Here is a 20,889-nt window from a genome sequence, read left to right as displayed (position 1 = left end):
CTGCTCAACGTAACTTATCCCAATTAGTATTAAACGTCACCTTACCCAATTGATACAACCGCTTGAGTTGGTCTGCCGCATCAAGCTTTTTGTGCTCTAGCCGCCTGCGGTTAAGCTGGGTGTTTACCCCTTCTTCAAAGCCAGCCAGTAGGCTATCTGCGAGTTGCTCGAGGTTATAAGGCTCTTGGCCTTCTTTTACGCTTATCGGTAGGCAATCGTCTGGAGTCAGTTGCTGGCAGTTGAAATCTATCGCGGCTTTGATGGTTTTCGCCTTTTCACTATTAGGATGCTGATAATCATAAGGTGGATTCCACTCGCCTTGTGGTTTGAGCCTATCGACTTGGTTAAGTAGCAGAATTGTATTGGGGCGCTTGCGGCTACGGTTCTCTGGTTGCTGATAGAAAGCATCGAGCTTTTCTTTAAATTGGATATCGCGTTGGCGAGCTGGCTGGTTAGCCTTTACAACCCAAAGTAGGATGTCGCTGTTCACCACGTGGCGAAGTAACTGCACTTCGTTTTCCGCATTGCCATCAAGCCCAGGAAGGTCAACCAAATGAATGATATCCACCCCTTCCACCTCGCAGCGATGGATGGTGGCTTTATCCGTGGTTGGCAAAACGCTAGTTTCTGCAACCAAACTCCCCACAAACGCATTAATCAATGACGACTTACCCGCACTCACCTGCCCGACTACTGCAACTCGCAGCGGTTCTAGTACCTCGGCTTTATCCTGCTCGTCTTGTTTATACTGCTCACTGGTTGGCAGCTCTGCTGCAGTCGCACTGAAACGCCCGCTGTACAAGTCGATAGCAACCGAGATCACTTCTTGCAAGAACACGCGCTTAAGTTGAAGCTGTACCTCATCGTTGACTTGATCAAAAATTCGACCAAAAATCTGACTTCTTGCTTCGGCGAGTAAGCCTGCTGGCGTCATCGCGCGGAAAACACGATAGACCGAATACACCTGCTTGGCCGTTTCTAGCTTCTCTTTATTTTGGTAGCCATATTTCAGGGTCGATATTTTTAGCTTTTCGGCAAAAGGAACATGATTGAGCAGAAAGTGTCGGTATCGGCGGCTGACTTCTTCCAACATTAACAAGAACTCTGGCGCGGTAAATGCCAATTCACCTGCTTGCTTATCTTTGTGATAATGCTCCGCGACTTGGAAGCACAAATGCCAACCATGATCCCGCAATGATCCCCACGCGGGATCGTGCTCAAGTAAGACAGGGATCTGTTGCTTTATGGCTTGAAAAGCTTGCTTATCGAACTCCCCCCACTCAGCCGACGGCGCCACGTCGTAATCACTGACTGCCTGCTCATCGTCTAGCGCTTGTTGAGCATCGGCTGCGTTCCTTTGTGCTGTTTTGTATCTTTGCAGTAAATAAACACCGAATACCAACACCGCGCTGCATAGTACTGAGGCGGCTAACACGAGCCAAAGATCATCACGAAACACACTGATAAGGCCGATCACGGCCAGAACCAAAACTGGGAAAACCACAGCTAGCAATAGCAATGGGATCACACCACCTGAGAGCTTAGCCACAGCCCCCAAACTATTCGTTGTTCGCTTCATGCTTCTCTCGGCTCTCCTTTGCTTGTTTTAACGCAGCTTCGAATACGGCTTTGATTTCATCGGGTGATACCGGCTCGCCCTTACTGATATGGTACAAATACATACAAGCAGCGCGGCCAATTGCGTAAGTCACACCAAAACTGATAGCTGCGGCCACGGCACTGCCAATGGTTTGGCCATACACCGGAATAAACTTTGCAATTTGGCGTACCCCTAATTTTGTTAGGTATTTCACGGCAAAACTGCCGCCGAGCAAACTGGCAAACTCGGTAAAGCGCTGCTTGTTCCACTCAACCCCGTAATGGCAGCCTAAACTGTGTAGCATTTTGCCCTGAATAGCAGGCACACTGACTAAGCCCACAGCTGGCAGCACATCTGACGCACTCGCAGTACTGGCATACCACATCACTTCACTTTTCAGCTTGGCAAAGTTCTCTGCTTCATGGGTTTTATGCTGCTGGCTATCCAATAGCATATAAAGCATTGGCATCACATCTGTCAGGCTCTGCACTAATAACTGTTGACCATAGAAGCTATCAGCGTCAGCGTTGGCATCAAAGCTAGCATCAATAAAATCAACACTGGCATGTGGGCATTCTTCTCCCCAAACAGCTTCTACTTGCTGCTGGTTATGCGCTATTGCTTGGGTGCGTTGCACAGGCGTTATCGCTAATACCCCGGTGTGAACCACCAGCAACTGTTTAATTTGCCCGTCTTTTCGGATCTGCTTTAATGCCCGAACCACATCGCTCTGCTCTGGTTCTTCCGCTTTCATCACGACAATCAGTGCATTGCTTTGCGATTGGCACAGGGCGATATCTTCGCTGGCATCATAGTCTGCTTCTGATAAACCACGGGTATCTAGAAATCGAATAAGCGGATTAGAGATGGGAAAGGAATAGGCCATTGATGCTTGGGTACACGGTTGAAAACCATTGCCAATATCGACCGAGCTATCACCGGTCACGGCTTCAATGAGTGAGGACTTGCCTGCTCCTGTTTTACCCAGCAGCCATAAGGTGGGTAGTTGCGACTTCCATTGCTCGGCCAACGGCTGAAAATCATCATCAGCCGATGGCGTTATGTATTGGTATACCTGCTTAAAAAACTGCTGTACAGACACGATACTTCCTCTGTTACACCCAAATCATGGTATTCATGACTGACTATAACAAACCAATGTTATCGTTAGGAAAGTAAAGCCACTTTCTTTACTACAAAGTCAGCGTTTATTCACCATATAGACAGCTAAGCAATGAACCATTAGCCAATTACGTTAAAAATAAATCTCGCTGAAGGCTGGCGCCGGGCTTGCAGGCATACTCCGAAAAATCCGTTACACCTTGGTGCTGCAATACCTCTTCATCAATAAGAAATTGTCCTGTGCACTGGGTCGATTCTCGGGTAATGATTTCATAACAGGCATCAGCCATGATGGCAGGGTGGCGCGAGTGCTCCATTATCTTCTTACCGTTTTTCATGTGGGCAATGGCCGAGGTCGCAATGGTGGTTTTAGGCCACAGCGAGTTAGCAGCAATGCCGTATTCTTTTAGCTCATTGGCAAAGGTCATGGTCATCATCGACATACCGAATTTCGAGCTAGTATAAGCCCCATAATTCTTAAACCATTGTGGGCTTAGATCAATCGGTGGCGAAAGTGTCACGATGTGCGGGTTTGAAGATTGGCGTAAATACGGCAAGCAAGCTTGGGTTAACAAAAAAGTGCCACGCACATTTATCGAAAACATCAAATCAAAGCGTTTACTCGGGGTATTTTCCATATTCTGCAAGTGGATGCTGCTGGCATTATTGATCACTACATCAATGCCACCCGTTTGAGCCACCACGTGCTCGACTGCACTGGCAATGGCGTTTTCATCCCGAATATCTAACACAACCGGAATGGCCTTCCCTTTGCCTAACTGATTAATTTCTTCAGCAGCAGTATAAATGGTGCCGGGTAAAGTTGGGTGGGGCTCGGCAGTTTTTGCCGCTATCACCACGGTTGCCCCTTCCTGTGCACAACGTTTTGCTATGGCAAAGCCAATACCGCGGGAGCCACCACTGATAAATACTGTTTTGTTGTTCAAGCTGCTCGATTGGTCTGTCAGCGGGGCACTCTTGTTTTCTTCATCCGCCTTTACCTTGGGCATGGAAATGGTATTAACCATCACTTCTAACTGGTTGATCGCCCGTCTAGCTTTATCAAAAAAATTACCCATTACCGCCACATCCTGTTGTTGTCGTTATCCATTACATGTCTAACCAGTATAGAGTAATTATTCGAATTACAAATAATGAAAAGCTGGAATACGAAAGTCATAAAAACAATCAATATTCCAGCTCAGGTGAAGCGAGGGCTAGTCCGAGTCAGACTGAACGGCTGGCGTTTCATCGGCCTCGTTAGCCGCCTCTTCTTCTTGCGGCGACATTTTGACCCAAGTGATGAACAGCTCGTACCAAATAGCTAGTACGACGGCCCCAAGGAACAAACCGATAATCCCCGCCGAGATCATCCCACCAATGGCACCAATTAAAATCACCGGCATCGGTATCGATACCCCACGCCCCATCAACATAGGCTTCAAAATATTTTCCGATAACGCCGCCACTAATACTAATACCGTAAATATAGTGGCCGTGGTTGAATCTTCCGCCGAATACATGTAGAGAATTACGGGTAATACCACAAGCAACGCTGGTAACTGAGCTATCGCGAAAATAAACACAATTAAAGTAATGCCCGCAGCCGCTGGCACAGCAAACACGAACATAACGGCACCAATCAAGACAGACTGGATAAAGGCGACGCCAACGACACCTAACAGCACACTGCGCACTGTTGCTGCGGTAAGACTCGCCCATTCTTCGCCATGCTGACCGACAACGCGGATTGACACCGCCCTAACAGCTGAGGCCATGGAATCTGAATGCGCCATAAAGCCTGCGGCAATCAGCAATGAAATCATGAACATGATGATGGTGGCTAAACTACTGCCCAACCAGCCGGCAATGGTGCTCGCCCCGGCTTTGATTTCGGGCAAGAAACGGGCAACCGCATGTTCAAGGTTGGTGGCAAACAAATTCCAAACTTCAAAAAGCTTGTCACCAATTAAAGGAATATCAGCGATCCGCTGGGTCGGCCTTGGTATCGTCACCGAGCCTTCTTGAAGCATCGCTGTTAGCGCCACCCCGCCGTCATACAGCGAACCAGATACCACAACAATTGGCACAATTAATATCGCAACACCTAATAGAGCAAGAATGGTTGCAGCGAGCCCCCGTTTACCTCCTAGCATTCCTTCCAACTTCATGGTGATCGGCATTAGAGCAACAGCAATAATCGCACCCCATAGCACCGGAATAATAAATGGCTTCACAATGTCATAGGTCCAAACGATCAGCATAAACAACAAGCCTATGCGGATAGCAGACTCAACCATGTTACTGACGAAAATACTGCTCTGTTTACTTTCAAGTTGTTTATTCATCATTCTTATCCTGATTAGTTTGGCTCGCCGCTCCTACTAAACTCGCCACAACGATAGCCATATAGAACACTCCCGCAATGGCTTCCAAATAGACAATCACCTGGGCAACGGGAGATACCGGGCTGATATCGCCGTAACCCAAGGTGGTTAGTGTTACAAAACTAAAATAAGCCGCATTGGCAAAGTTCTCTCCCCAGGCCTTATGCTCCATACCGGTAAATGCGTTTGGCGAGAACTCAAGAATAAATAGATAGGCAATGGCCCACATCAGCCCTAGCAACAAGAAAAGTGCAAGTGACCCCACCACCTTGTTGGTGTCGATAGAGCCGGTAAGTAATATTTGCCGGGCAATGGATTTAAAGGTGCCAAAGAAGAAGCTGAACATCAGTATCAGCATGAAAATATCAGTCTGGTAAAAACCAAACACATTCTTGATGACAGCCATAATGACCCACAGCACTAACAAGGTCATAAGAAAGCGATACCAACCACTATCAAAACGTAAGCTCATCAAGCAAATAATGAAGGTTGTTGTAGTGATTAGCTGCAATACGAGATCCAACCAACCCACCCGCAACACCAACTCCAGCGAAGAGCTCACCAGTAAAACAACCAGTGCTAAGGTCAGGTAATAGAAGTTGTTTTGTACAGTAATTTTTCTTGCCATGCTTTACTCCTATCTTGCTGCCGTATCTGGCTGTGGCTGTTGATCGTCCTGCAATACCATGATGGAAGCCGTCATACCAAAGCGTAAGTTCACGCCTTCCGGCAGCTCACTCAGGGTGATCCTGACCGGAATACGCTGAGCCAAACGGATCCACTGAAAGACCGGATTGACATTGGGTAGCAAGTTATAACCCACTGAACCGTCTTGGGGGGCTATCCCCCAGCCAAGCGAATCTACCACCGCTTCTATGGGTTGCTCGGGATAGGCCATCAAAGTCACCTTGGCTTCATCGCCAATTTGGATATTGGCTAACTGGTTTTCCCTGAAGTAGCCGAATACCCAAAAACTGTTCACATCCACCAGCGCCAGTAAGGGTTGGTTTGCCACCGCTTGCGTCCCTTGTTGAATGTCGATATTCGACACATAGCCATCAACTGACGCATGCACCTGGGTAAACGCCATATTCAGTTTTGCCCCACGCAACTTTTCTTCGGCCACTTTGATCTGAATAAGGGATTCTTCGTAACTGATTTGGCGGCGGGTTAAATCTTTCAGAGATACCGCCCCCCTGTCTTTTGCTTGAATATCTAACAAGCGGTCGTACTCGATTTTCTTACCACGGGAGCTGATTTTTGCCCGCTCTAGCGAGGCCTCTGCTTGAGAAAGCGCGACTTCATAGGTACTGGGGTCAATTTGAAACAGCAGCTCACCCTTGCGGACAAACTGATTATCTTTCACCGCAACATAGACGATTGGGCCGGAGACCCGTGGCGCAATCTTGACAATATTCGCCCGCACCTGACCATTTCGCGTCCAAGGATTAGCAAAGTACTCTTCATACTTGAGGTAACCCAAATACACCGCGCCAGCGATAATGCATAAGTTCAGCGCGACTACGAATAGCTTTTTTATCTTTTTCATATTCACACCTAAAACTTCAAATAGAAGGCATCGATGGCAACAACATAAAACACGGTGATCGCCAGAAATGTTACCGAAGGAAAAGCAATTAACCGTGAAAGCCGGGTTTTATTCATGACGCCCACTGTTACCCATGCCGCAATTACTGCCAACACCAACACCTGTAAAAATGGCGAGTAATAGACATCTCCCCAAGCAAGCTCATGAGGCATTTCCATTATGATCCTCCTGTCGATTCTGGTTTAAAGGGGTAATCTTGCTGACTAGGATCGATAGGCTCACCAAAGGGCGATTTAGCCTTGGGAACAGATTGCGGTGATATCACCGGAACAGTGGTGTCATCGAGTAGCTCCCCCCAGTCGGTACGTTGCTGCATCTGCTCTTTGATTTCAGGCTTAACAAATGGCTTACCGGTTTCAGCCTCCCAGCCGCCGCCCAATGATTTATAAAGGGCAACAACCTGATTGGCGACGCTCCCTTTCACTTGCGCGTAGGTATCTTCGCTACGAGTCATTTTTTCGACCGAGTTCAACAAACGCTCAAAGGTAATTTGCCCGTTCTCGTACTGGGTCAACGAGATATTGAATGCCCTGACCGAGGCATCCACCGAATTGAATGCCAGCCCTTTTTGCTCAAGGTTCAACTGATATGACGACAATGCCGTGCTGACTTCCTGCACGGCCAATAATACTTGCTTGTTATAGTTGGTGAGTGTTTCTTGGAATCTGGCATCTTCGATACGGATGCTGTTTTTCACCCTGCCGTATTGGAAGATATTCCAACTAAACGCAGGCCCTAGGGATAGATTAAGCGAGTCGCTAAAACTAAAGTCATTGCCGGCTTGAACCGTACTATTAATACCAATGGCACCAAACAGTGAAAACTGAGGATAAAGATCGGCTTCGGCAATGCCTATCTGGCTACTCTGAGCATGGGCTTGTAATTCGGCTAACTGTAAATCTGGCCGGCGCAGCACCAAATTGGCATCAACTAAGGTGCTCACGGCTGGCACCGGCGGAATTAGCGAGTATTGATCATAGCTTTCGGCCAACCGCCGATTTCTGCTGTGCTCGTATTTATTATCAAAGGCTTGGATCTTGGCTGAGGTTGCGGGATCGCTTAACAACAATTCAGCCTCAGCCGGTAAGATCCCTAGCAATACCGCAAGGGCGTTGCGCGACTGGATCATTCCGATCTTCAAAGCTGGCAGCGCCGATTGGGTATTGTAGAGCTGGGTTTTCGCTTGCTGAACATCAAGCTCGGTAACATTGCCCGATTCATATTGGATCTCGGTAATTCGTGTCACCCGCTTTTGGATATCAATATTACGTTCCGACAGCAGCACCCGCTCTTGGAAAGTGCGGTAATTAATATAGTTTCGCGCCACTTCTGCTGTAATGGTCACCAAGATATCGTGATAGGAAGCAATCGATGCATACAATCCGGCCTCCGCCGATTCTATCCCCCTTGCATAACGCCCCCACACATCCAGCTCCCACCCCGCATCAAAGCTGACCGTCGCGTTATCCAATGTGGTTTCATTTTGATATATCTTTGCCAAACTCCCCGAGACCGTTTGGCGCTGAGGAAACTGAAACGAATCCGCGACACCCACGGCCGCTCGTGCTTGCAAGATCCGTAACCCGGCAGCTTCAAGATCCAAATTTTGCAGCCCAGCTTGATTAACTAACTCATTCAATACGGGATCATTGAATTGCTGCCACCATTTAGCGGTTTTCCAACTGCTATCAATATAATCCACTTGCTGCCACTGCTCAGGCAAAGCCACAGGCTCGACACCTTCAAAGTCAGGACCCAATACGGTACACCCCGATAGCATCATAAGACTGATGATTGAACTCTTGAGTCGAATATAGCCTGCCACCAAGCCCCCTAAAACTTCTTGCCTGCTAAGGTATCCCATGAAATGTCGTCATGGGATTGCTTACAGGTGATCAATGATTCAAATATATTTTTCTTCAAGTTTAGAAAAATATAGAAACCTGCAATGTCTGAATTTGAATACGTGTCTCCTTCAAGGGAATCAAAATAATGATCAAGCTGATGTTCTAAGTCGTTATAGTCTTGGCGAATATCACCCAGTGACGCTGCACTGTCTTGTTTCGAATAAGGGCTATCAACCGCAAGACTGTGTGCAATTGCTGGGATTATTTGGTCACGGTATTTTTGTCGTGCTTTTTGCACCAGTGGATTAACCACCAATTTTTTTTCGGCCATCACCAATGTCATTAGGTGGTGCTGAAAAACATCACATTGCTGATTGAAGCTCGCCAGCGCCTCTACGGTTACAGGTGCGTAATATTTAGTATCGACTTTGGTACTCCAAATAGTCATTTTCTTGTGCGCGACTTTCATGGTCGCAATACGCCAAACCAGCTGTATTTTTCGAAAAAAAGACAATTTATCATGCTGTTGCAGGGTAATAATGCCATGTGCATGGCGGAAAAAACGTTCCCTGAAAACCAATAACAAATGCTCAGGCCGTGATGAAAACGGGAAGTAATAAGACATCACTACCACAATCACTACCAAGTAAAACAAGCTAACTATGGTGATGGTGATACCGAAATGGTAAACCATGGTGTTATTAATCCCGAGCGTGAACATCCCGAGCAAAAAGAAAATGGTGATCGGCCCCTTGAAGACATAAAAACCTACAAACGTATATATGAACATAAAAATGGCGAGCTCAGAGCCGAGCGTCAATTGGGGAAGAATAAATACGTAAGCGGGTACTGAAAATATGAACCCCAAAGTAAACAAAATAAACAATAAAAATGGATGGATCGGCAAGTAAGAAAGAATGGAGGCGAACAAGGTACTAAATACGATAAAATTATAGCCCCCCGGCGGATTGAAATAGATCCAAAACAAGGCCGAACACCAATACGTCAAAAACACCTTTACTGCAGTTTTGGCATTCTCGGCATCCCACCAATTAAAGTCCGGCATTTGTTTTAAGCTTGGCAGATCAAACTTTACTCGTCCTGTGACTGAATCAATGCTACTGATACAGCTATATAACTCTGCCAGCCTTTCACGCAGTCGTTTAAACAAGAACAAGCTACTGATGGCTTCGCCACGGTATAAATGGCTTGATTGCGCGAGGTGCGCCTTATCAGACTCTATCGGAGAAAAGGCTTTTAGCTCTTGCACCTCTTGGCTTTGCCAGGCTGTAGGCACCTGCTCGAATAGCTCAACCACTTCATCGCGCAGCGCTGGAAAATCCTGTATATACTCGGATGGATGTCCACCAGAGCGGGATTGCTCCTTAGCAGCAAACAACAATAGCTCCGTCACTTTCTGATAGAGAGCCAGTGTGCCATCCCACTCTTTTTTATAAGCCGAAATCTCGCTGCAATCGGCGTTAATCGTATGGTAACGGGTTTCAAACGCTTGTTGCGCTTCAAATAGCTGCTTACTCAGCTCAGCTACAGTCGGAGGGGGGCTTGCTTGATCTTCTTCCTCCGCTTGTTCTGAATCACTGTCTTGTTCATGACCCATCGCTAGGGCTTCCGCCCCTTCCTCTTTGCCACTAGCTTGCTGGCCAAGTTGCTCTGTTTCGTCTTCCTCTTGAGGTAGCGCGCTCATCGTACTAAACAACTTTAACTGGGCTTGGGTGAGTGCATTAGCCAACTGGTGCAAGTTTTGTTCAACCTTGGGCGGAAACAAAAAAACCCCGACGACGGTATACACCACCACACCGAATACGGTCATGAAGGTGCGCTCAATACCATAAAGAAAAGCCCCTTCGGCATCGCCTCCGTTGTACATCATCAGTATCATGACACCGGTAAGCATAAACAGAGTTGGGTCTTTCAGATAAGCGGAACGAATATAGAAAATAACGGTGATAACCACCGACACCGCTAACATATATTGGAAACGGTCTTGGGCAAATGCACCTACCAACAACAAGCCAATAATGCCACCAGCGATGGTGCCTAATACCCTCAGCGTCCCTTTAGCAAATGACTCTCGGCGGCTACCGGTAGAAGCAATCAGCATCACAGTGGTGGCTGCTGTAGACGGCTGCGGCCAACCCATCGCCATCGGAAATAGATAAGCAAAGGTCAAGCTAACCGCAACACGGGTGGCAAACTTGAACTTATCACTCAAGCAAAAAGGCACCAGCCACTTATCGACATTAAGCCACCCACCGGTTTTAGCCGATGCGTTCTCCGTTGTCGATTGTACTTCAGTAGCTGTTTTCTCCACCCACTCCCCTTTTAGGCTGACGCTCATTTTTGATAGTGATATCAATTAACTTACGGAATCTGCCTAATAAGGTTAGATGAAAAAATCTATCTCCAGTAAAAGATCATGTCTTAACGTTTAAACTCTGCGTTCAATACGTCATTTCTAAAAAATCTAGATTTATAAAGCAGGCTTAAAGCAGCTTTCAAGTAAAAGACAAAGCCTCAAACCAGCGTGAACTTGTTTGAGGCTTTTAGCTGTCACGAATAAAACAGCATTAAGGTAGGATATTAAGAGTAGATGATCTCTTGCCCAGCATATTTCGCCTGGGTTGCTTTTACAGCATTGAACAGAAGTTTCACTGCCGGCAGCATACGGCTTTCATCAATATCGAAGTCACCGTTATGATGGCCCGCTGTTAAATCTGAGCCGACAAGGCAATAAATCGCCTTTCCACCTGAAGCCTGCACTCGATCAACTAGATAGCCCGCGTCCTCACTGGCGCCAAAATCTTTCTCACGGAAGATCTGTGTAAAGCCGCTTTCTTCGCCAATTGATTCAAGCAACGCCACCAGTTCAGGATCGTTCGCTAGCCCAATCGCCTCACCCTGCGGGCAAATATCGACACTTACGCCATGCATATCAGCCGATGCTTTGGCAATACGCTCGACCTGTTGGTACATAAACGAGTTCAGCTCACGGTTTTCACCACGCGTCTCGCCCATTAGCACCGCATTGGCCGGAATGACATTACGGCCATCACCAGCGTGCATTTGCCCCACGTTAATACGTGTCATACCGTCACGGTGGCGCGGAATAGCGAGCATTTGAGTAACCGAAGTACAAGCAGCAGCCAACGCATTTTGCCCGGCATTTGGCTCTATACCTGCGTGAGCTGGCTTACCCGAAAAGTGTAAATCAAACTTGGAGCTGCATAAAAAATGCTGAGGGTCACACACCAGCGTTCCACTCGGTACATTCATACCCATGTGGGCTGCAAAAAAATAATCAACGTCATCCAACCAACCACTTTCGGCAATCGCCTTACCGGCACGACACCCTTCTTCGGCAGGTTGGAACAATATCTTAACCTTACCAGTCAGGTTCGCCTGCTCTTGAGCAAGCAATTCAGCGATACCTAAGCCAATCGCGGCATGGGCATCATGCCCACAAGCATGGGCCACTCCCGGAGCCAGTGAGGCAAAACCCAAAAAGCGTGGCCGGTGCGAATCGTCTTGGCTTTCCATGACTTCAACCGCATCGATATCAAAGCGCAGTGCGACAACAGGCCCCGGACGGCCAGTGTCCAGGATGGCGCCAACCCCTGTCATGCCATTCATCTGGGCTAGGAACTGTAAATCAGCACCCCAGCTGATCGCCCTCTCTTGCGCTTTGGCAACCAGATCAGCATCGCGACCCATTACTGAGTCACGCTTAATAATTTCTTCGTCGAAGCATAGCGAATACCCCATCTGTTGAAGATGGCTCGCGATACGGCTCGTAGTAAAAAACTCGCGCCATGCAGCTTCTGGATAGCGATGAAACTCCCGGCGGTGGTTCATTAACCGCTGTGCCAGGGCACTTTCATCGAAATTGATGTTACTTTGCACTATTTCTTCCTATTATTTTATGGTTTCTCAATGGCTTAATAGCCAGTAAGCTCCATAAATCCTTGTCCTGAATGACTGCCTGAAACCTCAATCGGCCCTTCCCAGTATGAGAAGACAAATGGCAACCACTGTTCCTTTCGGACAACATCCACTTTTATTGATATATCCTGACTTGGGATAGCTATCGACCATTTCAGCGGATAGTTTCTTCCCTTGTGAGTCGTGAAAGTCACAGGAACCAGCCTGATATCACCTTCACCCAATTTCAACGACTCACCATTTGGCCAACTCAACGAGCCAAAATAATACGGTTGACGATTTTTTTCCCTGATCTGGTACAGCATTAATGCGCGACCATCGTCTAAATGGACAGAAAACCAGTCCCAGCCTTGCTGCAATTCAGATAAACCGACACTGCTCCACTCATGATCATACCAGCCCTTCCCCTTAACCTTGTATGTTTCACCGTTAAGCTCCAACTTACCGTTTACATGCAAGAAGGGTTCACTGTAATAATATGAGGCGATATTTTCTGTCGCATGTTTTTTACTATAGCCTTGTTCACCTTGGAGTACATGCTCACCCGTTTTCTGTACTGCCAATGTCGCTTTCATATCACCATCGGCAAAAGTAAGCACTGCTGGGAATGGCGAATCACTGTAAGAACGCCACTGCCAATTATCAAGCCAAGCAAGAAAAGGACGACTGCGCACACCGGCTTGCCCAATACCACCACGGGCAAAACGCTCCGCCGCCCAGGTTTGTTTAGCGCTGGTGATCACCGTATGTGACATAAACCGTTGTGGGCTCTCCCAGCCTTTGCCGGAACTGTTGGAGGCCGCCGAACGGAACAAGGTCCACTGCACCCCAAACACTTCACCATTTTCCGCCTCCAGATTCGCGGTTAAGTACCACCATTCCGTTCTGAAGTCGGGATGCGATAAATGATCGCGAGGAAAAGAAAGGATCTTGCCGGGCTCAACTTGAGAAAATTGCTCGTCGACTTGTGCCGCCATCAAGGCAATAGCCCTATCATCATTTTGGGCGCTATCTTCACAACCTAACAACCCCAATGCTGACAGTAACACCACAATAAGTTTTAATCGCCAAAGCCAGTGACCACTCACCTTCCTTGTTGCCATCATTAGAACGCCTCCCGCAATGAAAGGATCGCAGAGCGCTTCACTAGCCGCCATACCGGCCAGGCGCCTGCCACAAGCAACACAACTAACGCCGAGCCTAACGACAACAGATAATCGTTCGGGAAGTATTGCACTGGCATGGTCCAGCCAAATGAGTATTTCAGTACCACATCAATCAATAACTGAGCAAGCACCAAGCCCAATGGCAATGCGATCAATGCTGTGAGCAAACCTATCAGTAATAGCTGGCCACCACCAAGCAATGCCAACTCACGGCCGGTCATTCCCATACAACGCAATAGCGCGAACTGGCGCTGACGGGAGACCTCCCCCGCCACCGTAGCAAAGAATAAACCACACACGGCAACAAACAGGGTCAGCTTGCCGAGGGTAGCCGTAACGATGAAAGTGCGGTCAAATACCTGCATCGCACGCTGCATTAGCTCGGCATTATTTCTCACCCGCTCAGGCGGTAACCGGAACGTCTCACCTAAGTTTTTCATCAACTCAAGTGAGTCAACGCCGGACTTAAGGTGTACAGCCAATCCAACTTGACCGCGGTGCGGCCACATTGCCTGCCAACGCTTTTGCGATAAAATGATTTGCCCATAAGGGTTTCCGTAGTCGTAATACACCCCGGCCACGGTCCAGTTCTCATTCATCGGCGCGGGTAATTCGATAACATCGCCCGGCTCCCAACCTCGCTTCAATGCCAGTGATTCACTCACCAACACCGAGCGTTGGTGGTGCAGTTGCTGCCAGTACTCAGGCATCGCGACCTTAACTACCAATGCCTCTTTTTCAGCTTGAGTACCACCTACACTAACAACCTGTAGTGTCCCCGCTTCGGTTGGTAACGATTTACGCCACTGCCACCATACTTGCTTAACATCATCATGGTTTTCCAACCAATTCGACACCCGAGGGGCCACATTGATGGATGGACGAACATACACATCGGCCGCCAATCGCTGATCGAGCCAAGTTTCCGTCGTATTCCTGAAACTGCCGACCATAGTTTCCATACCAATGTTCGATGCCAGCGCCAACATGAACGCCATCGCAGCCACACCTCGGTAGCTCAAGCTGGCTGCCGCATCAGAGAAGAACCAACGAAGCCGTGCCGAGCGTACTATCACCCCGAGCAACTTAAACAGCTGCCACAGCAAGAATGGCATCGCCAATGCCGAAGCAATCAAAATACAAGCAATTAGGACAAAACCGGCCTGCTGACCATGGGGAAGCTGATAAACCGCAAAAGCGGCACCAATAAAGAAACAAGAAAATAACGCCTGAATGGCGAACTCACGACCACTAAAGCGAACCAGCGACATGTGGGTTGCCAAGCGAGCTGGCGGCGTACGAATTAGACGCACCAACGGCCAGCCACAGGCCAGTAGCGTACCCAATACCGCAATCAATAATGAGCTAAGCCCCCACTGCCAATGCCAAGTGACCGACAAGCTCACATTGGCACCGTACAAATCGCTAAGGGTTTCGGCTACCGACGGCAGCAACTGCTGAGCAAGTAACAGCCCCAAGGCATTACCACCAATCAGCCCCATTACAATCCAAACGACAAGTTCTAAAGACAACGCTTTGGCTAGCTGAATGGAAGAAACACCCGCTTGGCGCATTAAGCCTACCAATGGCTGTCGCTGGCTAAATGACAGTGACATCGCTTGGTAGAAAATAAACAAACCAACCACGAAAGCCAGCATCCCCATTGCAAACAGGTTCAAATGGAACGCATTGGTTAACGGTTCTAACGCAGCACTCTGTTCTTTTTCTATTTTAAGCGCGATAGGTAGCTGGTTCTGCAGATGGGCAAACTCACGCTCGGTCATTTCACCACACAAAATAGCCGTTAGGCCAGGCGTGGATTGAAGCTGACGAAGTAGCGACATGTCAGCCATCATACGCGGCCCTTTGATCCGCTCTTGCTCAACCAGTTTTAACGGGCCAATCTTCTGCCCGTTTTCTAACGTTAGGTGCTGACCATCTACCAACCCCATATAGTTTGCCAGCGTATTGCTGACCAAAATAGGGTACGGCGGCTGCATCAACTCCATCATCTGCACTTGATTCACTGCAGAAATATTGCCGTTTGCAGCAAACGCCGAAAACAGTGCGATTGGGTCGATACCAACCAACTCGAAATCTTGCCCTTTTTCAGTGACCACCCGAGTCTGGTCTAACGGCACGCATTGATTGAAGCCTTCACGCCGCAGTTGGACGTAAAAGCCTTGCGGTACTTCCACCGATGGTTGGCTATGACGAATACGATAAGGAAAAGGATTTGAAAAAAGTTGCTCACCGTCCCGGTAGCTTTCACGGGCCTGCTGGTTAACGGCAAGCACCCCCACCAGCAACGCGATACCTAAAGTTAGGCCAAACCAAACCAGAAGAATTTGCAGCGGGTGGCGGTTATAGTGCCCCCACAGCGCCTTAGCTACGGGGTTTGACATGCAATTGCCCTCCTTGAAGGCGAATGCATCCATTCATATGCTCTGCGACTTTCTTACTGTGCGTCACCAATAGCAAGGTACAATCAAGTTGCTTAGTGAGATTGACCAACAAACGGATCACGGCCCCGGCATTGCGCTCGTCCAAGCTACCCGTTGGCTCATCGGCTAATAAAATTTCCGGCTCCATATACAATGCACGCGCAATGGCGGCACGCTGTTGTTGTCCACCAGACATTTCTTCAGGATAGCGGCCTAGCAAGGGCATAAGGTCTAAAGCAGAAAGGATTTGGCGCCACAACGCCGGGTTTTCATCCAAGCCCTTTAGCTGGCGACAAAAGCGGATGTTATCTGCTGTGGTCAATGTTGGTAGCAAATTAAATTGCTGAAAAACGAGGCCAATATTGTTACGTCGGAAAGCGGTTCGTTCACGTTCTGTTATAGCATGAATGGGGGTGTCACCTAACCAAACTTCGCCTGAGTCTGATATGTCTAATCCGGCAATCAGGTTAAGCAGCGTACTCTTTCCTGAGCCGCTCTCACCCATCAATGCCAGCTGTTCACCTTGCTTAAGCTCCAGCTCCGCACCCTGCAAAACAGAATGGTATTCACCACCATCCTGGTACCCTTTGCACAGGTCGACCAGTCGTAACATTTTTATCCCCAGTTTAGGAAAGCAATAAAAAGGAATTTACCGTAAACCCCTAATTCTATAAAGTACTTTGAAAGTATTATTTAGAAATGCAATGTAATACGTTACAAAGCCTATACAAATCCCCCACACTACAAACAATATCCTCACAATATTCTGTTAAAACAGCCATCTAAGTGCCACCAATCACCTATTCATCAAAGCTATCTATAAATTCAACATTCAAAGCAATTATTAAATTATTCTGTGTGAGTATCTCGATGTAATTCATTGATGGAATGAAGATTATCCAGTCGCAAATCTCACTTTTGAATTCAATAAATTAACCACTCTAACGTGTTTTCCGCTACATTGATTATATACCCAAGTCGCTTCAACATGCATGATCCGTCGCCAAACCAGTATCTTCGCAAGGTTTAGCCATATTTAAGGATTGCAACGATTACAACAAGGAAGATGTAATTTATGAGCAAGACAATTTTGGTTGTTGGCGCATCGGGCTATATCGGCACCCACCTCGTGCCCGAGCTAGCCAATGCGGGCTATACCGTCAAAGCCACCTCGCGCAACGTAAAATTGTTGGAAAAACGAAAATGGGAAAAAGCTGGCAATATTACGCTCCATGAACTGGATTTAAATGCCCCTCACAACCTTGATGCCCTCCTCCAAGATGTTGATGTCGTCTTTTTCCTGGTTCATGGTATGAACCACGGGCACGACTTCATCGATATCGAAATCGATGCCGCGGAAAACTTCAGTGTTGCCCTTAAACAAAGCCAGGTAAAGCGAGTGATTTACCTTGGTGCACTCCAGCCCGCAGACGGCTTTTCCAAACATTTGTCGGCACGCAAGGCGACCGGTGAGATATTGCGCAAAGGCGATATTCCTATCACCGAGTTGCGCGCAGGGATCATCGTCGGTCCCGGCTCTGCAGCTTTTGAGGTCATGAGGGATTTTGTTTACCACTTACCCGTCATCGTAACGCCCAAATGGGTGAAGTCGCGCAATTCCCCTATCGCGCTTCGTAACCTGCTTTACTACCTACTGGAGTTGCTGAAGTTCGAACCCTGCCGCCACCAAATTATGGATATCGCAGGCCCTGATGACATTACCTATGAAGATCAAATGCGGATCCTCGGCAAGCATGCCGGTAAAAGAATACGGATCTTACCCGTTCCGTTTCTCACCCCTAAATTTGCCGCATACTGGTTTCGATTTATTACTTCGGTGCCCACCAATATTGCCAAGGCGCTCATTGGCGGGCTAAGGTTTGATCTTCCCGCCGATGGCTCTGCCATTCAATCATTAATCCCCCAATACCTGCTTAGCTATGACGAAGCGGTTGAGGAATGCCTGAGCCACGAAACAGAAGTGGTTCGCAGTGATATTTGGGGCTTTGACCCTGACGCACTTGCCCGTTGGCAGCCAGGGTTTGGCTATTACCCTAAGCAAGCCGGATACCGGCTAAAAACCGATGCCACAGCAGAGCAGCTATGGCGGCAGGTTCAATTAGTCGGTGGTAAAGAGGGTTACTTTTACGCCAACTTTCTTTGGCGGATACGTGAATGGATGGACTTCGCCATTGGTGGAGACGCCTTGAAACGCTATCGACGGGATCCAGATACACTGGAGCTTGGTGATAAGGTTGATTCGTGGAAGGTCATCAATTTAAAGCCCAACCGATTCTTATCGTTGTTATTTGGCATGAAAGCCCCCGGATTGGGTCGATTGGAGTTTACCATTGAGGACAAAGGGGATTATCGGGAAGTGGATATTCGAGCTTGGTGGCACCCAGCAGGCTTCCCCGGGCTGCTTTATTGGTTCGCGATGATGCCAGCACACCTGTTCATTTTCCGTGGTATGACCCATGAGTTAGTGAAGCGTTGCAAAGCCAAAGCACAAGAAGGGCGAACAGAAACCCTATAGCCGATGTTATACCCAAGTGACTTCAAGGTGCAGGTTATAATAAGCGAGAGCACGATTTGCTCTCGCTTATTATCGAGCGTAACGTTAACTTACTGCACCGGCAATTCAGGCAAATGCGTACCTGCATTACCCGGATAAACAACATACTCACCGTGGTATTTCACGATTGACTTATAGTCCGTCACTTTATACAACAGCAAGCCTTGCCCAAAAGCCATATTAACCAATGCCTTGGCATCCCCACGAACAAAAAATGACAACGGCTTAATTAATTCACCTTGTTCAGAAAATGCCTCTTTGGCCTTAGCCGAACATACAATCAGTGAAGCTTGGCCATCGGTATGATGCGTCACCTTGCGGTTGATTTCATACTCAGTGGTCAACAACCAGTCTTCGTCTTCCAATTGCTCAAACAGGGTATCAATCTGAGGCTTAGCGACCAGCTTGCCACAACCTTCCTCATTACGTGTCGCAGATAGCGTTGATTGAATGTGCTCAAACAATTGCTTCAGTTGGGCATTTTTACCCATGCTACGCGCCTGTTTTTGCCAAGCTATCAAGGTTTTTGCAACACAATGATCATAGGCTTGCTGCTTGATCACCTTGGTTACCCACAGGTTCATGAAGTGAGCTTCGCTGACTGGGTTACGCGGTGTTTTACCCGCAGCCTGAGACTCAGACAAAGTGCTTAGCCCCTCCGTCACTACCTTATAAATTTCTTGATAAAAGCTTGCCATGTGAATCCTTAAGCCTCACGCGATAGCGTCCAGTAGAAACCAGCAGATAGGATTGCACACAGTGCCATCGAGATAGCCATTGGCCATGCCGAAGCGTTGTGCATCAAAGCCACCATTCCACCGACAACCGTACCTGTCCCAAATCGCATTGTACCTGCCAAAGAAGACGCCGTACCCGCCATATGCGGATACTTGGCTAGCAGGCACGCCATTGTATTACTACCGATTATTGAAATCGTACCTACAAATAGCATGACAGGGATAACCACACCCCACAAGCCCAAGCCAAACACCTGGCCAAGAATTGCACCGATACCGGCGATTAACTGCACAAGCAGGCCGAATCGTAGCATCCAGTGCGAGCCCACTTTCTTCACCAGGCGACCATTGATACTGGTCATCAAGATCAAGCAGATCACGTTCAAGCCAAATAGCAGGCCGAAGTGCTCAGTACTGACATTGTAGATATCGATATAAACGAAAGAGCCCACGGTCAAGAAGGTGAACATACCGGCAAACGAAAAGCCGCTACAAAAGATAAGGCCGACCGCAGTAGGCGTTGTTAGCATTTTGGCGTAGTTGCGCAATGTCGACCCTAAATGGAACGGGAGACGCTTTTCTTTCGGCAGTGTTTCTGGAATACGAAATGCAACCGCAGCCACAATGATCACCGCAAAAATAGCCAAGACCCAAAAAATCGAACGCCAGCCAAACCATACTGCCAAGTAACCACCGAGCATTGGTGCAATCAATGGGGCGACCGTCATCACCAGGGTAATAAACGACATCATCCGAGCAAACTCTTCGCGCTCGAACATATCACGTACCAAAGCTTGGATAATAACGGCAGCCGCAGCCCCCGCAAAACCTTGCGCAGCACGGATCCAGGTTAGCTCAACAATGCCTTGGCTGGTAGCACTAAACATGGCGGCTATCGCAAAAAGCACCACACCAATAATCAAAATTGGCTTTCGGCCATAACTATCGGCCAATGGGCCATGTAACAACTGGCCAATCGCAAAACCCGCCGTGTAAGCAGTTAGCGTGGTTTGCACCAGGCTTGGATTTACGGCTAGATCTCTGGCAATCGTAGGCATTGCCGGTAAATACATGTCAATGGCAAGTGGTGTTAGTGCACCAATTGCACCCAGAATAAGGATAAATTGCAGGCTCAGCTTCTGGCCGCCTTGTGTTGTCATAAAAACTCTATTACTGATGGAATTATCGGGAAGATGTCTATTGTACGATGAATTAGACGAATTGACTCTTTCCAGGTAGGAAAGTTTGAGTTTCTATCAAGACAATTACCCCCATAAAATAGCGGGAATACTAGTGAATAGTTGCAGTATTTTAATCGGTAATAGTGTTTATTAGCGCCTAGAAGTAAAAAGGGAGCAAAATGCTCCCTATCGATAACGTTAATTCATTCCAGCTCGCACATTATAGCGAGTAAAATTTAGCCGCCACCGCTTATTAAAAAC

Annotated in this window: 16 protein-coding genes; 1 reads left to right on the top strand and 15 read right to left on the bottom strand. The window is 47.8% G+C overall.

Going from position 1 to position 20,889, the window contains the following annotated elements:
* Positions 1-4: 4 nt before the first annotated feature.
* The 13 genes from C9I98_RS05395 to C9I98_RS05335 all read right to left on the bottom strand — a co-directional run bounded on the left by C9I98_RS05395 (position 5) and on the right by C9I98_RS05335 (position 16,748).
* Entirely contained in the window at positions 5-1,579 is a 1,575-nt protein-coding gene (locus tag C9I98_RS05395; RefSeq protein ID WP_036819370.1) for a GTPase family protein, read from the bottom strand.
* Positions 1,560-2,702 carry a YcjF family protein gene (locus C9I98_RS05390; RefSeq protein WP_107271673.1) on the bottom strand — a complete coding sequence of 381 codons (1,143 nt, stop codon included), beginning with the start codon at positions 2,700-2,702 and terminating at the stop codon, positions 1,560-1,562. The genes C9I98_RS05395 and C9I98_RS05390 overlap by 20 nt, the downstream gene beginning before the upstream one ends.
* Before the next feature lie 148 nt (positions 2,703-2,850).
* A complete protein-coding gene (locus C9I98_RS05385) occupies positions 2,851-3,801 on the bottom strand; it encodes an SDR family oxidoreductase (RefSeq protein WP_211318303.1) in 951 nt (316 codons plus the stop codon).
* A gap of 138 nt (positions 3,802-3,939) precedes the next feature.
* The gene (locus tag C9I98_RS05380; protein WP_107271734.1) at positions 3,940-5,070 is read right to left on the bottom strand and encodes an AI-2E family transporter; all 1,131 of its coding nucleotides are present in this window, start codon (positions 5,068-5,070) and stop codon (positions 3,940-3,942) included.
* Positions 5,063-5,737 (bottom strand): potassium channel family protein, encoded by a 675-nt coding sequence (locus C9I98_RS05375; RefSeq protein ID WP_107271672.1) that lies wholly within the window; start codon positions 5,735-5,737, stop codon positions 5,063-5,065. Before C9I98_RS05375 ends, C9I98_RS05380 begins: the two co-directional genes overlap by 8 nt.
* Before the next feature lie 9 nt (positions 5,738-5,746).
* Complete coding sequence (locus tag C9I98_RS05370; RefSeq protein ID WP_036825293.1) at positions 5,747-6,649, bottom strand: HlyD family secretion protein; 903 nt, start codon at positions 6,647-6,649, stop codon at positions 5,747-5,749.
* A gap of 17 nt (positions 6,650-6,666) precedes the next feature.
* A complete protein-coding gene (locus C9I98_RS05365; protein ID WP_107271733.1) occupies positions 6,667-6,870 on the bottom strand; it encodes a DUF1656 domain-containing protein in 204 nt (67 codons plus the stop codon).
* 5 nt (positions 6,871-6,875) lie between these two features.
* Positions 6,876-8,501 (bottom strand): TolC family protein, encoded by a 1,626-nt coding sequence (locus tag C9I98_RS05360; RefSeq protein WP_245907099.1) that lies wholly within the window; start codon positions 8,499-8,501, stop codon positions 6,876-6,878.
* A gap of 50 nt (positions 8,502-8,551) precedes the next feature.
* Positions 8,552-10,798, bottom strand: a complete 2,247-nt coding sequence (locus tag C9I98_RS05355; RefSeq protein WP_036817210.1) for an FUSC family protein — start codon at positions 10,796-10,798, stop codon at positions 8,552-8,554.
* A 368-nt stretch (positions 10,799-11,166) separates the two neighbouring features.
* A complete protein-coding gene (locus C9I98_RS05350) occupies positions 11,167-12,486 on the bottom strand; it encodes an amidohydrolase (RefSeq protein WP_107271670.1) in 1,320 nt (439 codons plus the stop codon).
* Positions 12,487-12,521: 35 nt separating this feature from the next.
* Positions 12,522-13,631 (bottom strand): lipocalin-like domain-containing protein, encoded by a 1,110-nt coding sequence (locus C9I98_RS05345; protein ID WP_245907090.1) that lies wholly within the window; start codon positions 13,629-13,631, stop codon positions 12,522-12,524.
* Positions 13,631-16,096: an ABC transporter permease gene (locus C9I98_RS05340; protein WP_036817205.1), complete on the bottom strand. Its 2,466-nt coding sequence runs from the start codon at positions 16,094-16,096 to the stop codon at positions 13,631-13,633. The genes C9I98_RS05345 and C9I98_RS05340 overlap by 1 nt, the downstream gene beginning before the upstream one ends.
* Positions 16,077-16,748 carry an ABC transporter ATP-binding protein gene (locus C9I98_RS05335; protein WP_107271669.1) on the bottom strand — a complete coding sequence of 224 codons (672 nt, stop codon included), beginning with the start codon at positions 16,746-16,748 and terminating at the stop codon, positions 16,077-16,079. Before C9I98_RS05335 ends, C9I98_RS05340 begins: the two co-directional genes overlap by 20 nt.
* Before the next feature lie 462 nt (positions 16,749-17,210).
* On the opposite strand from C9I98_RS05335, the gene C9I98_RS05330 reads away from it, so the two are divergent.
* The gene (locus C9I98_RS05330; protein WP_107271668.1) at positions 17,211-18,671 is read left to right on the top strand and encodes a DUF2867 domain-containing protein; all 1,461 of its coding nucleotides are present in this window, start codon (positions 17,211-17,213) and stop codon (positions 18,669-18,671) included.
* Between the two features lie 89 nt (positions 18,672-18,760).
* Here the strand turns inward: C9I98_RS05330 and C9I98_RS05325 are convergent, their stop codons facing one another.
* Positions 18,761-19,408, bottom strand: coding sequence for a DUF2913 family protein (locus C9I98_RS05325; protein WP_036831209.1), 648 nt, complete (start codon positions 19,406-19,408; stop codon positions 18,761-18,763).
* Positions 19,409-19,416: 8 nt separating this feature from the next.
* Positions 19,417-20,607 (bottom strand): Bcr/CflA family multidrug efflux MFS transporter, encoded by a 1,191-nt coding sequence (locus tag C9I98_RS05320; protein ID WP_036831211.1) that lies wholly within the window; start codon positions 20,605-20,607, stop codon positions 19,417-19,419.
* Between the last annotated feature and the right edge of the window lie 282 nt (positions 20,608-20,889).

The sequence above is a fragment of the Photobacterium sanctipauli genome (assembly GCF_003026495.1).
Classification (GTDB): domain Bacteria; phylum Pseudomonadota; class Gammaproteobacteria; order Enterobacterales; family Vibrionaceae; genus Photobacterium; species Photobacterium sanctipauli.
Note: the sequence above shows the minus strand (reverse complement) of the source record. Positions and strands in the feature narration are given on the sequence as shown.

What these genes read in the sequence shown, in the direction of transcription:
- C9I98_RS05380 (WP_107271734.1), bottom strand. Translation starts at nt 5,070, where the DNA reads ATGAATAAACAACTTGAAAGTAAACAGAGCAGTATTTTCGTCAGTAAC.
- C9I98_RS05335 (WP_107271669.1), bottom strand. Translation starts at nt 16,748, where the DNA reads ATGTTACGACTGGTCGACCTGTGCAAAGGGTACCAGGATGGTGGTGAA.
- C9I98_RS05345 (WP_245907090.1), bottom strand. Translation starts at nt 13,631, where the DNA reads ATGATGGCAACAAGGAAGGTGAGTGGTCACTGGCTTTGGCGATTAAAA.
- C9I98_RS05365 (WP_107271733.1), bottom strand. Translation starts at nt 6,870, where the DNA reads ATGCCTCATGAGCTTGCTTGGGGAGATGTCTATTACTCGCCATTTTTA.
- C9I98_RS05360 (WP_245907099.1), bottom strand. Translation starts at nt 8,501, where the DNA reads ATGATGCTATCGGGGTGTACCGTATTGGGTCCTGACTTTGAAGGTGTC.
- C9I98_RS05340 (WP_036817205.1), bottom strand. Translation starts at nt 16,096, where the DNA reads ATGTCAAACCCCGTAGCTAAGGCGCTGTGGGGGCACTATAACCGCCAC.
- C9I98_RS05325 (WP_036831209.1), bottom strand. Translation starts at nt 19,408, where the DNA reads ATGGCAAGCTTTTATCAAGAAATTTATAAGGTAGTGACGGAGGGGCTA.
- C9I98_RS05330 (WP_107271668.1), top strand. Translation starts at nt 17,211, where the DNA reads ATGAGCAAGACAATTTTGGTTGTTGGCGCATCGGGCTATATCGGCACC.
- C9I98_RS05320 (WP_036831211.1), bottom strand. Translation starts at nt 20,607, where the DNA reads ATGACAACACAAGGCGGCCAGAAGCTGAGCCTGCAATTTATCCTTATT.
- C9I98_RS05385 (WP_211318303.1), bottom strand. Translation starts at nt 3,801, where the DNA reads ATGGGTAATTTTTTTGATAAAGCTAGACGGGCGATCAACCAGTTAGAA.
- C9I98_RS05375 (WP_107271672.1), bottom strand. Translation starts at nt 5,737, where the DNA reads ATGGCAAGAAAAATTACTGTACAAAACAACTTCTATTACCTGACCTTA.
- C9I98_RS05395 (WP_036819370.1), bottom strand. Translation starts at nt 1,579, where the DNA reads ATGAAGCGAACAACGAATAGTTTGGGGGCTGTGGCTAAGCTCTCAGGT.